This window comes from Massilia sp. DJPM01 (assembly GCF_030348125.1).
GTDB lineage: Bacteria > Pseudomonadota > Gammaproteobacteria > Burkholderiales > Burkholderiaceae_D > Telluria_A > Telluria_A frigida.
On record NZ_JAQOZV010000044.1, the window covers coordinates 15,671 to 32,566 of the forward strand.

15 protein-coding genes and 2 tRNA genes are annotated in these 16,896 nt (G+C 59.4%); 10 read left to right on the top strand and 7 right to left on the bottom strand.

Translation table 11 applies throughout. The features are described 5' to 3' along the window. The first annotated feature begins 54 nt into the window (after positions 1-54). The 5 genes from PO883_RS24075 to rpmG all read left to right on the top strand — a co-directional run bounded on the left by PO883_RS24075 (position 55) and on the right by rpmG (position 4,274). Positions 55-1,185, top strand: a complete 1,131-nt coding sequence (locus tag PO883_RS24075; RefSeq protein ID WP_289312004.1) for a nuclear transport factor 2 family protein — start codon at positions 55-57, stop codon at positions 1,183-1,185. Positions 1,186-1,198: 13 nt separating this feature from the next. Next, positions 1,199-2,917 carry a serine hydrolase gene (locus PO883_RS24080; protein WP_289312005.1) on the top strand — a complete coding sequence of 573 codons (1,719 nt, stop codon included), beginning with the start codon at positions 1,199-1,201 and terminating at the stop codon, positions 2,915-2,917. Positions 2,918-3,043: 126 nt separating this feature from the next. Continuing rightward, positions 3,044-3,721: a DNA repair protein RadC gene (radC, locus tag PO883_RS24085; RefSeq protein WP_289312006.1), complete on the top strand. Its 678-nt coding sequence runs from the start codon at positions 3,044-3,046 to the stop codon at positions 3,719-3,721. A gap of 135 nt (positions 3,722-3,856) precedes the next feature. Further along, on the top strand, positions 3,857-4,093 hold the full coding sequence (rpmB, locus tag PO883_RS24090) for a 50S ribosomal protein L28 (protein WP_054264245.1): 237 nt from the start codon (positions 3,857-3,859) through the stop codon (positions 4,091-4,093). Positions 4,094-4,103: 10 nt separating this feature from the next. Next, positions 4,104-4,274, top strand: coding sequence for a 50S ribosomal protein L33 (rpmG, locus tag PO883_RS24095; protein WP_197422130.1), 171 nt, complete (start codon positions 4,104-4,106; stop codon positions 4,272-4,274). Positions 4,275-4,347: 73 nt separating this feature from the next. Here rpmG and PO883_RS24100 read toward each other — a convergent pair whose 3' ends face one another. The 6 genes from PO883_RS24100 to PO883_RS24125 all read right to left on the bottom strand — a co-directional run bounded on the left by PO883_RS24100 (position 4,348) and on the right by PO883_RS24125 (position 10,156). Further along, positions 4,348-4,836, bottom strand: coding sequence for a low molecular weight protein-tyrosine-phosphatase (locus PO883_RS24100; RefSeq protein ID WP_289312007.1), 489 nt, complete (start codon positions 4,834-4,836; stop codon positions 4,348-4,350). 203 nt (positions 4,837-5,039) lie between these two features. Beyond that, positions 5,040-6,251 carry a fatty acid desaturase gene (locus PO883_RS24105; RefSeq protein ID WP_289312008.1) on the bottom strand — a complete coding sequence of 404 codons (1,212 nt, stop codon included), beginning with the start codon at positions 6,249-6,251 and terminating at the stop codon, positions 5,040-5,042. 115 nt (positions 6,252-6,366) lie between these two features. Next, entirely contained in the window at positions 6,367-7,680 is a 1,314-nt protein-coding gene (locus PO883_RS24110) for a mechanosensitive ion channel family protein (protein ID WP_289312009.1), read from the bottom strand. A gap of 17 nt (positions 7,681-7,697) precedes the next feature. Then, on the bottom strand, positions 7,698-9,014 hold the full coding sequence (locus PO883_RS24115) for an RsmB/NOP family class I SAM-dependent RNA methyltransferase (RefSeq protein WP_167087829.1): 1,317 nt from the start codon (positions 9,012-9,014) through the stop codon (positions 7,698-7,700). Positions 9,015-9,026: 12 nt separating this feature from the next. Further along, positions 9,027-9,644, bottom strand: coding sequence for a phosphoribosylglycinamide formyltransferase (purN, locus tag PO883_RS24120; protein WP_289312010.1), 618 nt, complete (start codon positions 9,642-9,644; stop codon positions 9,027-9,029). A 113-nt stretch (positions 9,645-9,757) separates the two neighbouring features. Continuing rightward, complete coding sequence (locus tag PO883_RS24125) at positions 9,758-10,156, bottom strand: barstar family protein (RefSeq protein WP_167087825.1); 399 nt, start codon at positions 10,154-10,156, stop codon at positions 9,758-9,760. Between the two features lie 412 nt (positions 10,157-10,568). On the opposite strand from PO883_RS24125, the gene PO883_RS24130 reads away from it, so the two are divergent. The 5 genes from PO883_RS24130 to PO883_RS24150 all read left to right on the top strand — a co-directional run bounded on the left by PO883_RS24130 (position 10,569) and on the right by PO883_RS24150 (position 14,279). Next, positions 10,569-11,102, top strand: a complete 534-nt coding sequence (locus PO883_RS24130) for a glycine zipper 2TM domain-containing protein (RefSeq protein WP_289312011.1) — start codon at positions 10,569-10,571, stop codon at positions 11,100-11,102. Positions 11,103-11,359: 257 nt separating this feature from the next. Beyond that, on the top strand, positions 11,360-12,142 hold the full coding sequence (locus PO883_RS24135) for a methyltransferase domain-containing protein (RefSeq protein ID WP_289312012.1): 783 nt from the start codon (positions 11,360-11,362) through the stop codon (positions 12,140-12,142). A 198-nt stretch (positions 12,143-12,340) separates the two neighbouring features. After that, a complete protein-coding gene (locus PO883_RS24140; protein ID WP_308606107.1) occupies positions 12,341-13,981 on the top strand; it encodes a GspE/PulE family protein in 1,641 nt (546 codons plus the stop codon). Positions 13,982-14,058: 77 nt separating this feature from the next. Next, positions 14,059-14,134, top strand: a tRNA-Lys gene (locus tag PO883_RS24145). Between the two features lie 69 nt (positions 14,135-14,203). Further along, positions 14,204-14,279 (top strand) — tRNA-Lys (locus PO883_RS24150). Between the two features lie 66 nt (positions 14,280-14,345). On the opposite strand, the gene PO883_RS24155 is transcribed toward PO883_RS24150, so the two are convergent. Then, positions 14,346-16,625 (bottom strand): TonB-dependent receptor, encoded by a 2,280-nt coding sequence (locus PO883_RS24155; RefSeq protein WP_289312013.1) that lies wholly within the window; start codon positions 16,623-16,625, stop codon positions 14,346-14,348. Between the last annotated feature and the right edge of the window lie 271 nt (positions 16,626-16,896).

Genomic DNA, 16,896 nt, shown 5'->3' on the forward strand with positions numbered 1-16,896 from the left:
CCAGCCTAACCCGCCAGCGGCCGAACAACCACGTATACAACTTAAGGTCGATTCATGAATCCACTTCGTTTCCTGAGCACCGTCTTCGGTGCCTGTCTCATTCTCTGCGTGCCAGGGCGTGCAAGCGCAGACGTACAACTCCCGACAGAAACTGAACAAATAGCCAGTACGCTAACGGCTTACATGGAAGGAACGGCGAACGGCGAGCCCGCCAAGTTAAGAAATGTCTTTCACCCGGATTTCAAGCTATACACCGTCAACGATGCCAACCAGCTGCTCATACGCTCCGGCGAGCAGTACATCGCAAATATAACTCCCGGCAAGAAAATCAATCGCATCGGGCGAATTTTGTCGATCGACGTCGAAAACAATGCGGCTGCGGCAAAGGTTGAAATTCTGATGCCTGATTACAGGCTGTATAGCGACTACTTCATGCTGCTGAAATACCAGGGCTCCTGGAAGATCGTACATAAGAGCTACACCTGGAAAAACGTTGACAAACAAAGCAACAAGATTCTGTTCGTCACATCGAACCAGCATACCTACGGCAGCACCAGGCTGAATACCGCAAATCATTTCGAAGAAATTGCCATAGCCTACGATGTCTTCAAGCGCAGCGGTTTTCAGGTGGACTTTGTCAGCCCCAGCGGTGGCGCAATTCCACTAGAGTATATCAAGACATCGGATAAAACCCAGAAAGAATACTTGTATAACGCTGCATTCATGACCCTGCTGCAAAATACATTCAAACCGGAGCAGATTGACGCTAACGAATACAAGGCGGTCTATTACAGCGGCGGCGGCTCGGCCATGTTTGGGGTTGCCGAAAACAAAGGCATTCAGAATATCGCAAGCAGGATTTACGAAAATGGCGGCATCATTTCCGCCGTATGCCACGGCACTGCCGGCATTACCCTTTTGAAAGATCGAAACGGCAAGTCAGTCTTTTTGAACAAGAAGGTCACCGGTTTTTCCGACATATTTGAAGACACGCAGGCTGACTATTACAAGACCTTCCCATTTTCCATCGACAAGGAAATCGGCAAACATGGCGGCAATTTTGTCCATTCAAAGAAATTGGGAGAGGAGTTCTATGTGGTGGATGGCAATATCATAACGGGACAAGACCCTTCGGCCACGGCTTCCGTCGCGCACCAAGTCATCAACACCATTCGAAAAAATTGAAAGGACGGACGCAATGAAACGCAACTTCTTAGTGGCAAAATGCCTTATGCTCGGATGCATTGCATCGCTCTCATTGACCGCATATGCCGACACTGACATTGATCCTGCATCGGCACTGGCCATCGAAAAAATTTTCGCCGACGTCAATTCCCCGAATAAGCCTGCGCTGACAGTCATTGCTTTGAGGAACGGGAAGCCAATTTACCAGAAGGCTTTCGGAAGTGCCAATCTTGAATACAAAATCCCGGCGACTGTCGATACAAAATTTCAGGTTGACAGGCTCGCATGGGAATTTATCGCCTTTGCCACTTTCATGCTGGAGGAACAGGGGAAAATTAAGCTCGATGAAGATGTCAGAAGTTACCTCCCTGAGATGCCTGGCTTCGGCGGGAAAATAACCGTCCGACATTTGCTGAGTTCGACTGACGGACTGCACGGATACAAGGTGCTGAAATCTTTGGCAGGCTGGGAATCACGAGAACCCGATCAGCACACGACCATATTTAAGATGATTAAGAATCAAAAGGCACTGAACTTCAAACCGGGAAAGGAATTTTCGCCAGGCGGCGACACCAGGCTCGTACTATTGGCCAAAGTCGTGGAAGCCGTTTCAGGCGAACCATTTGACGTATTCTGCAAGAATCGAATATTTTCCCCACTTGGCATGTCGAACACCCAATTTGTCTACGATAGCGGTCTACCCCTGGAAAACACGGCCGTGCCGTACCGACCTGGTGACAACGGCGCCTATCAGGCCGACCGCGGCAATGCGCCAGGTCCGGCCAATCTTTACACATCCGTCCGCGACCTGGGCGTCTGGCGCTCCCATCTTGCATCGCAGGACCCTGGCGTCAGGTCATTGGTCAAACAGCTGGATTCGCCCATCCGGCTTGATAATGGCGCAGTTATCAAGGATATGAGCAGTATTTCGATCTACGGGCAACAGCACATTGGCCAAGAGCGAGGAATACCGAAAGTCTACCAAATGGGGAATTCTGGCGGGTATGCGAGCTCTATTTTTCGTTTTCCCGCCCAAGATTTCACCGTTATTACATTGAGTTCCGGGCTGGCGTACAGTGGCAGTTACGGCATGCGTTTGGCGACCGTGCTCTTGAAAGACCATTTTCCCGAACCCGAATCGATCGACTACAGCAAGATTGCGGCTGTGAAGCTGCGTCCCGGGCAATTGCAGAAATATGAGGGAGATTATTGGAGTTCGGTGCGGGCCATTTCTGCGAAGGTTCACCTGAAAGATGGCGTTCTATACTTCAGCAGGGCCGAGGGTATAGAAGGCCGCGAGCTGATTCCGCTCGGTGACTCGGTCTTCCAGCTGAAAGCAGAGGGGGACGATACATTCATCATCAAATTTGTCGATACCAAGTCCGGAAAAAATGTGCACTACATCATGGGAGAAAGCGATCCACTCGTATATGAATCATATCGGCCCATGCCACAGACAAAAGATGCGCTGACACAATTTACAGGCGTGTTTTACAGCGATGAACTGAATTCTTCGTTCGTTCTTGATGCAAGCTCCGGCACGCTTACCGCCAGTAATATCCGCGTAGGCGCGGTCAAATTCAAGCCAACGAATCAGGATATGTTTTCTGGCGACAAGCGCTTTATGGCCGGCATTAAATTTATTCGAGGAAAAGGCAATGAGGTAACTGGATTTCGCATCGCAGTCGATGAGGTTCGAAATCTGGTGTTTAAAAAAATGCCCACCAGCTAAGGTCGTCCAGTTCGTCCTTCTCGCCACCGTGCAACAACGCCTAAGCGGTCGAACTCGCGCCTTCCACAGCGGTCCAATCGGAACGGTGGCAATCAGGCGCCGTTGCAGCACCAGTGGAGAACGTGGATGGGAGGGATCAAGGATTGGCCCAAACAGCAGCGGCCGCGCGAACGGCTCATCAGCGAGGGAGCGTCGGCCCTGTCCGATCCGGAATTGCTGGCCGTGTTCCTGCGCGTGGGCGTGCGCGGAAAAAGCGCGGTCGAACTGGGACGCGACCTGCTGCTGCGTTTCGGTTCGATCAACGGCTTGTTCGACGCCAGCCTGGTACAGTTTTCGGCGATGCACGGGCTGGGGCCGGCCAAGTTCGCGCAATTGCAGGCGGTGATGGAACTGGCCCAGCGCGCCATCGGCGAGCGCCTCGAGAGCGGCCCGATCCTCGGTTCGCCGGAGGCGGTGCGCCAATACCTGCGCATGCAGCTGGGCCGCCAGCGGCATGAATCCTTCCTCGTGTTGTTTCTGGACGTCAAAAATCGCTTGATCACCTGCGACGAAATGTTTCGCGGCACCCTGACCCATACCAGCGTGCATCCGCGCGAGGTGGTGAAAGCGGCGCTGGCGCGCAACGCGGCCAGTATTGTGCTGGCGCACAACCACCCATCGGGCACGCCGGACCCCAGCGAGGCCGATCTGCTGCTGACCCGCGCGCTGGTACAGGCCCTGGCGCTGATCGATGTGCGGGTGCTCGATCATTTCGTGGTGGCGGGGCCGCATGTGCATTCGTTCGCGGAGCATGGGCAGATGTAAGCGGCACCGAACCCTTTATTTGTTAAATCTACCAGATAATAAGACACAATTGTTTTTCACAAGTCATTGATTTAGCTTCGCTTTTCACGCTATACTCTTGTTTTTCCAATTTTGGATATATTCAAGGAGTGCGCTATGGCACGTGTTTGCCAAGTAACTGGCAAGGGCCCGATGGTTGGTAACAACGTCTCCCACGCTAACAACAAAACGAAGCGTCGTTTTTTGCCTAACCTGCAAAACCGTCGTATTTTTGTGGAATCGGAAAACCGCTGGGTCTCCCTGCGCCTGTCCAACGCCGGTCTGCGCGTAATCGACAAAGTCGGCATCGATGCCGTGCTGGTCGACATGCGTGCCCGTGGCGAAAAAGTTTAATTAGGGAGCTATCATGGCAAAAACTGGCCGCGACAAAATCAAGCTGGAATCGACCGCAGGTACGGGTCACTTCTACACTACCGATAAAAACAAGCGCACGATGCCTGCTAAAATGGAGATCATGAAGTTCGATCCTAAAGCACGCAAGCACGTGATGTACAAAGAAACCAAGATCAAGTAATCCGCGATCCCGATTTCAGTACCGAAAGAGCCGCCCACGCAAGTGCGCGGCTCTTTTGTATTGCGAGCCCGGCTCAGTGCCTGGCGATGCGCTCGCGCAGGCTGGCAATCAAGCCGTCCGACGCGTCTTCGATATAGTCGAGGACCAGTTCGAAACCATCGATATCGCCGCCGTACGGATCGGGCACCACGTCCGAGTCCGAGCGGGTGGCAAAGTCCATCAGCAGGCCGAGCTTGTGCTGGAAGCGCGGCGGGCAGGCGCTTTCGAGCATGGCCAGGTTGTGGCGGTCCATGGCGTAGATATGGTCGAAGTTCTCGAAATCGGCCGGCGTCACCTGGCGCGCGCGCTGGCCGCTCAGGTCGATGCCGCGGCGGGCGGCGTGCTCGCTCGAACGCGGGTCGGGCGCGGAACCGATGCGGTAATTGGAGGTAGCGGCCGAATCGATCAGCAGGAAGGGTTCGAGGCCGGCAGCGGCGGCACGGCTGCGAAACACGCCTTCGGCGGTGGGCGAGCGGCAGTAATTGGCCATGCAGATGAACAGGATGGCGATTTTTTTGGTCATGGGCTTGTCCGACGATGAATGATCACAAACAGGCCGGGCTTGCCGCCGGCAAGCGAACCGTCAACCTCAAAACCGTCATTCCCGCGTCGGCGGGAATCCAATTTCCTCCGCGTATCTGAGAGGCCTTGGATTCCCGTGGGGGCGCCTAGCCCTGCGCGGGAATGACGGTTTTTGAGTTTGAGGCTAAAGAAAGACGTTGCGTGCTATGCGTAGCTGCGCAAGCGCAGCGAGAATTCCTGCAGCGATTTGATACCCGACGCTTCGGCGCGGGTGCACCAGTCCTGCAACTGCTGCAGCAACTGGTCGCGCGTGAAATGCGAACGTTCCCAGATCGCGCCCAGTTCCACCCGCATCTGGTGCATCGTTTCCAGTGCCTTGCTGTGCTGGAACAACTCAACCAATTGCTGTTTCTGCGGATCTTCCAGCTTGCCCGGCTCGCGCTGCAACAGCTTGCGCGAGGACTTCAGGAAGCGCGCTTCCAGCTCGGCCTTGTGCTTGAGGTGCTCGAACTCGTCGCGCCAGGCCTGCTTGACCGATTTGGCATATTTCGCCATCACGTCATACCGGTTGGCGATCACCGACTGCAAGGTATCGAGGTCGGCGACCATCTTGCCATGTTCAAAAGCCGGCTTCGGCGCCACTTTCTTCACCTTGGCCAGGCCCAGGGTTTCCAGCACGCGGATATAGAACCAGCCAATATCGAATTCATACCATTTCGAGGACAGCTTGGCCGACGTGGCAAAGGTGTGGTGATTGTTATGCAACTCTTCGCCGCCGATCAGGATGCCGAACGGGATGATATTGGTAGCCGCGTCGGAGCAGTCGTAATTGCGATAACCCCAGTAGTGGCCAATGCCGTTGATGATGCCGGCCGCAGTGATCGGAATCCACGCCATCTGGACCGCCCAGATGGTCACGCCGATCACGCCGAACAGCGTGAAATTGATCACCAGCAGGGAAGCCACACCCTGCCAGCTGAAACGGGTATACAGATTGCGTTCGATCCAGTCGGTCGGCGTGCCGTGGCCATACTTCTCCATGGTTTCCAGGTTCTTCGATTCGGCGCGATACAGCTCGGCGCCTTCAAACAAGACCTTGCGGATGCCGCGCGTGACCGGGCTGTGCGGATCTTCGACGGTGTCGCATTTGGCGTGGTGCTTGCGGTGAATCGCGGCCCACTCCTTGGTCACCTGGCCGGTGGTCAGCCACAGCCAGAAACGGAAAAAATGACTTGGAATCGGATGCAGGTCCAGCGCGCGGTGCGCCTGGTGGCGGTGTAAATAGATGGTGACGCTGGCAATCGTGATATGGGTCACGATCAGCGTATAAATCACGACTTCCCAGCCGGACAGGCCAACCAGGCCGGTCGTCATAAAATCGAGCACAGCGTTCAAGGTGGTGCTTAACAAATTCATTACCGCTCCAAAATGGTGTTCGTTGCCATCCAGACCATGCCGCATGGAAATGATCGAGTGAGCCATTTTACGACGATACCGTACCGCACGGTACGATTGTCACCAATCATTTCAATTACGGACGAGAAATACCGGCCAGCACGGACACCATCTGGGCATCGAGCAGTCGCGTGTCGCGCGAAGGATACGCCAGCTTGATCTGGCCCGACTGGACCAGGGCGTAAATCTTTCTGTTTACTTCAGACAAAACACCGCCACGGCCATTTTCCGGATCGCTGATCCAGAAGCCCACTTCCAGGTCGTAGCCGTCGGCGCCGAACTTGGTCAGCGACACCCCCGGCGCCGGATCGTCGAGCACGCGCTCGACCCCGTGCGGCTGCTGTTCGAGCAGCGGGATCAGCACATCGAGGTCGCTGCCGTAGGCCACGCTGAGCGTGGTCGCCACCCGGATCGAGCGGTTCGACAGCGACTGGTTCTGTACCGGCCCGGAAATGAGCATTTCATTTGGCAACACCGTCTCGACCCCATCGAGCCCTTGCAGGATGGTGTAGCGGGTATTGATATGGGTAACTTTGCCGGTGAATTTATCGACCGAAATCATATCGCCGATGGCAAGGCTACGTTCGAGCAAGATGACAAAGCCCGACACATAGTTGCTGGCAATTTTTTGCATACCGAGACCCAGGCCGACGCCGAGCGCCCCGCCGAATACCGACAGCACGGTCAGGTCGATGCCGACCAGGGTCAGGCTGCCGAGCACGGCAATAATGATCAGCACGGCGCGGCTCATGCGCCCGATCACCGCGCGCGACGAGGTATGGATGCCTTGCACGCCCATCAAGCGCTCTTCCAGCGACGCGCCAGCCCACAGCGCCAGCATCAGCAGCACCACCACCGACACGATGGCTTGCAGGATGGCCGCCATCGATACCTTGTTTTTGCCGAGCGGCAGCTTGGTATCGTCGAGGAACTCGAACACATCCGGCCAGAGCCCGGCGATGTACAGGGCCACCGCCAGCCAGACCAGCATGGCGAAGATTTTTTCGAAGGTGAGAATGGCGGCGCCGACCGGGCCGTGACGCGCAAACACGCGCCGCATCAGGTAAAACGCCAGGCGGATCAGCGCCAGCGACGCGAACAGCGGCAGCGCCAGGCGCAGCAGGTGCACATTGTAGCGTTCCGCCACGAACAGCAATTTGGCCAGCGCCAGGAAGCCCACCACGGCCAGCGGGCTGAGCACATAGGAGAAACTTTCCACCCCTATCTGCACCACCCCGTTCCCGGAGCGGCCGCGCAGCCAGGCACGCCGGATCGCGTAACCCAGCCCCCATCCCAATACGATACAAACAACGATGGCCCCAGCCTGGTACAGGAAGCTGGGTTTGTCGAAATCCTCGATCAGGTCGGACAGCACGTTCGATAAGGGCATGGGGCTCGCTGGGCGGGTTATTCGTCGGCGTCGGCGTCGATCTCGTCAGCCGGCTTGTCTTTCGGTGGCTTCGGCGCCATTGGCTTGCGCTCCATCACGGCGGCGAAGAAGCCGTCGGTGTGGTGCTTGTGCGGCAGCAGCTTGAGGTAGTCGCCCATGTCCAGGTCGATCTTTTGCTCAGCCAGCACTTTGCTCATCGGCACCAGGTCGAATTCCGGATGGGCCGCCAGGAATTGCTCGACGATGAAGTCGTTCTCTTCGTCCAGCAGGCTGCAGGTGGCGTACACCAGGCGGCCGCCACCCTTGAGCAGGCGCGCCGCGCCGTCCAGGATCGAGGCTTGCTTTTCCTGCATTTCAGCGACGGCTTCCACCTTCTGGCGCCATTTCACGTCCGGATTGCGGCGCAGGGTACCCAGGCCCGAGCAAGGCGCGTCGACCAGCACGCGGTCGATCTTGCCGGCCAGGCGCTTGATCTTGGCATCGCGTTCGTGCGCAATCTGCACCGGATGCACGTTCGACAGGCCGCTGCGCGCCAGGCGCGGCTTGAGCTTGGCGAGACGCTTTTCGGAAATATCGAAGGCGTACAGACGGCCGGTGTTGCGCATCAGCGCACCCAGCGCCAGGGTCTTGCCGCCAGCGCCGGCGCAGAAATCGACCACCATCTCGCCGCGCTTGGCGCCGACGATCTGGGACAGTACCTGGCTGCCCTCGTCCTGCACCTCGATCGCGCCGCTCTTAAACAGCGGCAGGTTTTGCAGGGTTGGCTTTTTCAGCACGCGCAGGCCGAGCGGCGCGTACGGCATCGGCATCGCTTCGATCGGCGCTTCGGCCAGGCCGGCGACGACTTCATCGCGCGTGGCCTTGATCGAATTGACGCGCAGGTCGAGCGGGGCCGGCTGGTTCAGGGCGTGCGACAGGGCCAGCGTTTCGGCTTCGCCATACTGGGCCACGAACTTGTCGAACAGCCACTTCGGCAGGTTCGAGCGCATTTGCGGCGGCATCAGGTTGCGGTCGATTTCCTGGATGCGGTTCAGGAATTCGGTTTCTTCCTCAGTCAGGCCGCCCAGCGAATCGACGCCCACCGCTTCGGCCAGGCCGAGGATGGTCAGGCGGCGCATGGTCGGGCTGGCGCCCGCTTCGGCGAAGTCGGTAAAGAAGGATTTATTGCGCAGGATGGCGTAAATGCCTTCCGCCACGGCGCCGCGCTCGCGCGAACCGAGGCGTGGGTGGTCTTTGAAGTAGCGCGACAAAGTGGAGTCGGCGGGCGCCGAAAAACGCAAGATCTCGCGCAATACTTCTTCGGTATTGGCGAGTATCGCTGGTGGCAATCTCATGGTATTCCTTGGTTAATTATTTGTTGGTTCGGCGATGCGAACGTCGCCGTTGTCGATGCTGAGCCGGTCCTCGACGAACAGGCGGATCGCGCGCGGGTACAGCGTGTGTTCCTGCACCAGCACGCGCGCGGCCAGGGTGTCGGCGGTATCGCCCGGCAGCACGTCGACTTCCGCCTTGAGCACGGCCGGGCCGTGATCGAGTTCGGCGGTGACGAAATGCACCGTGGCGCCGTGCCTGGCCACGCCGGCGTCGAGCGCCTGCTGGTGGGTGTGCAGGCCGGGAAACAGCGGCAGCAGCGAGGGATGAATATTGAGCATGCGCCCGTCATAATGGGCGACAAAGCCTGGCGTGAGGATGCGCATGAAGCCGGCCAGCACCACCAGGTCAGGCGCAAAGCGGTCGATCGTGTCGCGCAGGGCGGCATCGAACGCTTCGCGCGTGGCGAATTCCTTGTTGGCGACCACGGCGGTCGGGATGCCGTGCGACTGGGCAAATTCAAGGCCTTTGGCGTCGGCCTTGTTGCTGATGACGGCCGCGATGCGCGCCGGCCACTGCTCTTCCCGAGCAGCATGGACGACGGCTTCCATGTTGCTGCCGCGCCCGGAAATGAGGATCACAATGTTTTTCATAGCGCGCATTGTACCCTGAGCGGCTGGCCGGACCAATAAACCGGGGTACAATTGTTGCAGCGCAGCACGAAGCTGCTACGGAAGGCCGGGCGCGCAGCCGTGCCGGCGCTGGCTTACTCGAAGGAGTAAAACACGCGGAATGGCACTTTTTTCTCGGCCCAGTAGTCGGCCGCATCGCGGAACACGTCGAGCAGGGTTTCGCGCGCTTCCTTGTCGAATTTCTGCGTATTCGGCAGTTGTTCGAGCACGACGATAAAGCCCGGCTGCGGACCGGCCTTGCCGATGGTATCGGTCAGGCACTCGCGCAGGGCATCGAAATTCTTGCCGCAAGGCTTGGGAAAGTAAAAATTCTCGGCAATGCGGCCGCACACCTGCTGCTTGGTCAGGGTATCGGCGCAATGCGCGTACAGGAAATGCTGTCCCAGTAGGACTGCTTCTTCTTGCAGTTCCACTACACGGAAGGCACGGATGGACTGCACAAGATTGGGCGGCACTGTAATCAACAAACTCATTTTTCCCTCAAGTCGTCCTGGTGTGGTCGGGTGCATTTCTATTCTATTGTTGCCGATGCGTCGCGTTTACCGGGGAAAACGCCGATCTCCTGCTACCGTTGCCACCCGCCAATATACCCCCTAATCGTATAAGGGTAACGTTTTGTGGTTACTGAATCAACCCGAATGTGATTTGAACCACAATATTTGTAATAAATCAGATCGAATTCTGTATAAACCCTCTAATTTGTAAGCCCTGCGGGAAGAATGCCCGGCCATTCTGCGACCTGGGGCGGCGGGTGTTCTTCGCTGTTACAAATTGTTGCCATGCGGATTTCACAGCGCGCTCCGACAGGAATACCATGCAATGGTGGTTCTCAGTGTCCGAACTCAGAGCCCTTTACAGTGTCTTACCCTACATACGAGGTATCCCATGAACATGCACACCAAACTGATCGTGACGGCGCTGGGCATCTGCGCCCTGCCGTTCGCCCAGGCGAGCGAATTCGCCGATTACGGCCGCGTCATCCGTGTCCAGCCGCGGGTTGAGCAAGTCCGCCAGCCGCGCGAAGAATGCCGCACCGAGTACGTGCAAGTGCCGGCGCAACAGCAGCAGCAGGAGCGCAGCGCGGGCGGCGCCATCATCGGCGGCATCGCCGGTGCGCTGCTGGGCAACCAGGTCGGCGGCGGCAGCGGCCGCGCGGTGGCCACGGCGGCCGGCGCGATTGCCGGCGCGGTCGTGGGCGACCGGGTCGGCAACAATGGCCGCGCGGTGCAGAGCCAGCCGCAGTACCCGCAAGAACAAGCCGTGCGCCAGTGCCGCATGGTCGACGCCTACGAGTCGCGCACCACCGGCTATGACGTCACCTACGATTACCGCGGCCAGACCTACACCAGCCTGATGGACCGCGATCCGGGCCAGCGCATCCGCCTGCGGGTGTCGGTGGAGCCGGAACACGGCCAGTAATCCGCAGCGGCTGAGGGCGCCGCTTCCCGCACCAGGCGCCGGCGAAACCCGGATAAGCGTCGCCCCCGCGCCAAGGCGGCACTCGGCGGCGGCCCAAGTGAACGCCAGCCCCTCCTTCCGGAAACGTTTCCCCCGCCCAGGTCCGCCCTGGCGCGAGGGCAAGGCCTCCCACGGCAGCGCCATGCCATCCATTCCCGCATTTCGCTTGCACTCCGGTAAGCCCTCCATCGATAATGGGCGATCGAATCAGGCGCCCTATGCTCATCAAAAGAAAATCCATCGAACAGGCCGAATCCTCGCGCCGTCCAGCCCGTAAGCCCAAATTTGCGCCCGTGACCTTATCCGAGCAGGATGGCGTGCGTTACCTGCACTTCGGTACCGAATGGGTGCAGGGCGCCATGCGCATCCGCAAGCCCGACTGGCCCGAGCTCGAATACGCGCAGCAAATGATGGCCTGGATGCTGTTCATCGAGGCCCCGCGCGCCATCGCCCAGCTCGGCCTGGGCACCGCCACGCTGACCAAATACTGCTACCGCACCTTCCCCGAGGCGAGCGTGACGGCGGTCGAACTCAATCCCTCCGTCATCGCGATCTGCGCCTCGATGTTCAAGATGCCACCGGAAGACGAACGCCTGCGCGTGCTCGAAATGGACGCGCTCGACTTCGTCAACGATCCCGTCAACGAAGCTGCCTTCGACGTGCTCCAATGCGACCTGTACGACGCCACCGCGCGCGGTCCGGTGCTCGACACGCCCGAGTTCTACCAGGCTTGCAACGCTTGCCTGCGCGACGGCGGCATGATGACGGTCAACCTGTTCGGCGACCATCCCAGCTTCGCACGCAATATCAAGGCGATGAAATTCGCCTTTGGCCATGTGATCTGCCTGCCGGAAGTCCACGACGGCAACATCGTCGCCCTGTGCTTCAAACAACGCCCCGTCATCGATCCGGAAGCGCTCGCTGCGCGTGCCGCACAGATCGTGACGGCGACCAAATTGCCGGCCAAATCCTGGGTCAAGGGCATGCTGGCGGCTAAGTAATTTGCACTGCCCAAGGGAGAAAACGGATTGAACGCAGAACATACGATCAGCAGCGCGGCGCCCAAGCGCAGTGCCCCCAAATCGCTCGACCTGCAAGCCATCTTTTCATGGCTGCTGGCCGATGGCATCGTGGAAAAGGCCAACGTCAAGGGCAATTATGCCCAGGCCCAGGGCATCCTGAAGACGGCGGCCGGGTCCATGCATCCCCTGTCGGCCGTGGCCCAGTGCAAGCTGGTCTCCGCCCTGCCCCCGCACCACCTGCTCACGCTCGATGTGCTGACCGAATGGGCGGCAGGCAAGGTGCGGCTACCCTTCATCCGCATCGACCCGCTGAAAATCGACTTCACCAAGGTGGCCGATGTGATGACGGCGAGCTACGCGGCGCGCTTTAACATCCTTCCTGTCGAACTGAGCGGCACCAAACTGGTGGTGGCCACCGCCGACCCATTCTCGATCGAGTGGGAAGCCGAGATCATGAAGGTGTCGCGCCGCAAGATCGAGCTGGTGATGGCCAATCCGCTCGAAATCTCGCAATATATTTCGCAGTTTTTCAGCCTGGCCAAATCGATCAAGGATGCCAACAAGTCCAAGGGCCAGGACCTGGCGCTGCGCAACAACTTCGAGCAACTGGTCGAACTGGGCAAGTCGAACAAGCTCGACGCCAATGACCAGCACGTGGTCAACATCGTCGACTGGCTGTGGCAGTACGCCTTCGAGCAGCGCGCCTCCGACATCCACCTGGAACCGAAGCGCGAGATCGCCTCGGTGCGCTTCCGGATCGATGGCGTGCTGCACCAGGTGTACCAGGTGCCGGCGGTGGTGATGATCGCCATGACGGCGCGCATCAAGCTGCTCGGGCGCATGGACGTGATCGAAAAGCGCCGCCCGCAGGACGGGCGCATCAAGACCCGTACTACCGGCGGCCAGGAAGTCGAGCTGCGCCTGTCGACCATGCCGACCGCCTTCGGCGAAAAGCTGGTGATGCGGATTTTCGATCCGGAAGTGGTGGTCAAGACCCTGCCCGAACTGGGCTTTCCGCCGGACGACGCGACGCGCTGGGACTCTCTGACCACGCGCCCGCACGGCATCATCCTGGTGACCGGGCCGACCGGTTCGGGCAAGACCACGACCCTGTACACGACGCTCAAGGCGCTCGCCACCACCGAAGTGAATGTGTGCACGGTGGAAGACCCGATCGAGATGGTCGAGCCCTCGTTCAACCAGATGCAGGTGCAGTCGGGCCTGGACCTGGGCTTTTCCGATGGCGTGCGCGCGCTGATGCGGCAAGATCCCGACATCATCATGGTCGGCGAGATCCGCGACCTGGCCACGGCCGAGATGGCGATCCAGGCGGCCCTGACCGGCCACCTGGTGCTGTCGACCCTGCACACCAACGATGCGCCCTCGGCCGTGATGCGGCTGCTGGAACTGGGCGTGCCGCATTACCTGCTGGAAGCGACGCTGATCGGCATCATGGCGCAGCGCCTGGTGCGCACCCTGTGCGTGCTGTGCAAGGCGCCGGGCGGCGAACTCAACGACGACGTGTGGGACAGCATCGGCGGCTCCTGGAACATTCCCAAGCCGGCGGTGGTATACCGCCCGATCGGTTGCCCGGAATGCCGCCAGACCGGTTTCCGCGGCCGTACCGGCCTGTACGAACTGCTGACCGTGACCGAGGGCTTTACCAACATGATCGGCAAGGAGACCGACCTGGCCGCCCTGCGCAGGCAGAGCGTGGGCGATGGCATGAAACCGCTGCGCATTGCGGGCGCGTACAAGATCATCGAGGGCGTGACCACGGCCGAAGAAGTGCTCAAGGTGACAGCCAAGTTGACCTGAACAACAGGGTCCGCGACAGCTGTTGCAAAACTTCCTAGCGGAAATCGAAATCGCCAGCTATAATATTGCCTCTTTCGGGGTCGTTAGCTCAGCTGGTAGAGCAGCGGACTTTTAATCCGTTGGTCGCAGGTTCGAATCCCGCACGGCCTACCACGAATTCGCAGTAAGCAAACCAAGCAGTTGCGAGCGATCGCCACTGCTTTTTTTGACCGGTTTTACCTTGGGTCGTTAGCTCAGCTGGTAGAGCAGCGGACTTTTAATCCGTTGGTCGCAGGTTCGAATCCCGCACGGCCTACCAAGAATAGACAAAAAGCCCGCAGGTTCGCTTGCGGGCTTTTTCCGTCTGGCGCTTCCTCTCGCGTCCCTAGATTTTGGCCCCGATCGAGAAAAACACTTGACGCGGCGCCCCCGTCAGCAAGGTCGCATACGTGCCGTTCGGATCGGACTTGAGAAAACCGTTCGATCCGATGGTGCTGATGTATTGCTTGTCGAACAGGTTATTCACGTGCAGCTGGAACGTGACATCCTTGAGGCGCCACACGGACTTGAGCTTGTAGCCCGCCGACATCGACGCCATCAGGTAAGAATCGACGCCCGCATCGTTGAGGAAGGTGTAGTAGCGCTTGCCCGTGTACTTGACCCCGACCCGGCCGAAGACATGATTGCTTTCGTAATTGAGTTCGGAGCTGAGCATGGTGCGCGGCGTATCGACGACCTGCATGCCGGCGGCCTTGACCAGTACCCCGTTGTCCATATAGTTCGACTTGTAGGTCGAGTCGTTATAGGTCACCGAGTTGAACCACGAATAGTCCTTGCTCATTTTCCACATGGCGCTCGCCTCCATGCCGGTGGTGAGCACCTTGCCCACGTTGACCAGGGTGCTCGGACAACCCGCGATGCCGCTGCAGGTGGCCACGCTGAGCTGGCGGTCGCTGAAGTCGGCCCGATATACCGCAACCGAGCCTTGCAGCGCATTGCGCCGGAAGCGGTAGCCAAGGTCGACCGAGGTCGAGGTTTCCGGCTTGAGATTGGCCTTGCCCAGGTCGAACGCCACCTGGGTCTGCGAAAACGGCCCGGCCGCGCCCGGCTGGTAGGCGCGCATGTTCTTCGACGCCGATCCGAAGATTTCGTCGTCCTTGTTCAAGGCATAGATCACGCCGGCCTGGGGCAGGAAGCTTTTTTCGGCCGTGATCGAACCGGCTGCCCGCGTGCCGAGCACGCTGGTCGCGTCGATGCTCACCTTGGGGCTCTTGAACCCGGCATTGACCTTGAAGCGGCCATCGGCCATCGAGATCGTATCTTGCAGGTAGAACTGGCGCGTGCTGGTGTCGAAGCTCTGGAAAAATGCGCGCGAGCTGGGGTTGGTGAGGAAATGGCCGGTATCTTCCGGACCGCCCACCGCGTAGAAATTGCGCGAAAAATCGTGGGAATTGCTCTCGGCCCACATGCCCGCCTTGAGCGCATGCATGCCGCGCTCCCAGCTCAAGTCCAGCACGACGCCGCGCCGGTGAATGTCGTACTCGGAAGCGCGGATCGACATCGGCACCGTTGCCGAGGATGCCGCGTACGGCGTGTACCAGTGGCCCTGCCCCTGGTGCTTGTGGGTGTAGAGCGTGCCCTTGAAGCCGAGGCCGGCGCCGAAGTCGAGGTCCAGCGTCAGCCCGCCGAGGCCATCCTTGCGCAGGCCGCGCCCAAGGAAATACGCATCATCCTTGGTAGTGACGCCGCCGGTGTAGACGCCGCGCGCGGCCGCCACGGCACGCTCCCAGTCCGGCGCATAGTAGTCGAAGTCGTAGCCCACCTTCGGCAGCATGGCGAGCGACAGATCCTGGTAGTCGCGCTCGATGCGGTCGGAATAGTTATAAAAGCCGCTCAGTGTATGGTCGCCTATCGGTTGCTGGAAGCGGAAATTGAACTGTTCCTGGTCATGCGAGCCCTCACCCTTCCATTTGCCGGCGCGCTGGCGCGTTGCGCTCAGGTAGAACTTGCCGCCACCGGAGAGTTCGCCAGAATCGAGGCGCGCGAAGGTGCGCGAGGTCGCGTTTTCGCCAACGGTCTGGACCACGGCGGTGCCGAACTCGTCGTTCGGCTCCTGCATTACGAACTGTACCGTCCCGCCCAGGTTGCTGGTCGATGCCGTTCCGAGTGCGCCGGCGCCTTGCGACAGCGACACCCGCACCACGTTTTCGGAGGACACCGCGCGGGTGATCTGCAAACCGTTGTTGTTACCGTAGCTCATGTCGCCCAGCGGGACATTATCCAAGGTAAACCCGAGCTGGCTCTGGCTGAAGCCGCGCACATTGAAGCGCACCGACCATTCGTAGATGCCGAACGCATCGGCGGCCTGGAAACTCACGCCCGGCAAGCGTTCGAGCGCTTTGAGCGGACTGGTGCCCGGCAACAGCTTGCTCAATTCAGTGCGCGAAATGTTCTGGACCTGGCGGCTTTGGCCACGGCCGAAGGTTTCGACCACGATCGCGGCCGGAGCGGAGGCTGGCGGCGCTGGCGGCTTGGCCGATGCCGCTGGCGCGGCGTCCAGCGCGGCCGGTTCCGGCGGCAGGGCCGCATCGGGAACGGCGGCGTAGGCGAAGCAGGACAGCGCCTGCATGACGAAAAGACAGAGCGGTTTGATCGTTGGCTGCATAGAATTCTCCGTGGCAATGCGAATGAAATTGCTTGGATCGGTGACGAGATCCACTGACCGTGCTGCCCCGCATGCGTGCCCTTGTCAGAGTGATGGGCCATGCAAGTCGCATGTGTATATATTGCTTCATGGAATCAATTTAAGGGGATAAACACCCGAATATTTTTACTCCATGGAAATAATGTCGCGAAAATGTCACCCACCGCGGCCGCCGACAGTGGGCCGCGCCGGCCGGGCTAGCGGGCCGGCAAGGGCAGGCGGCGGCGCCGGG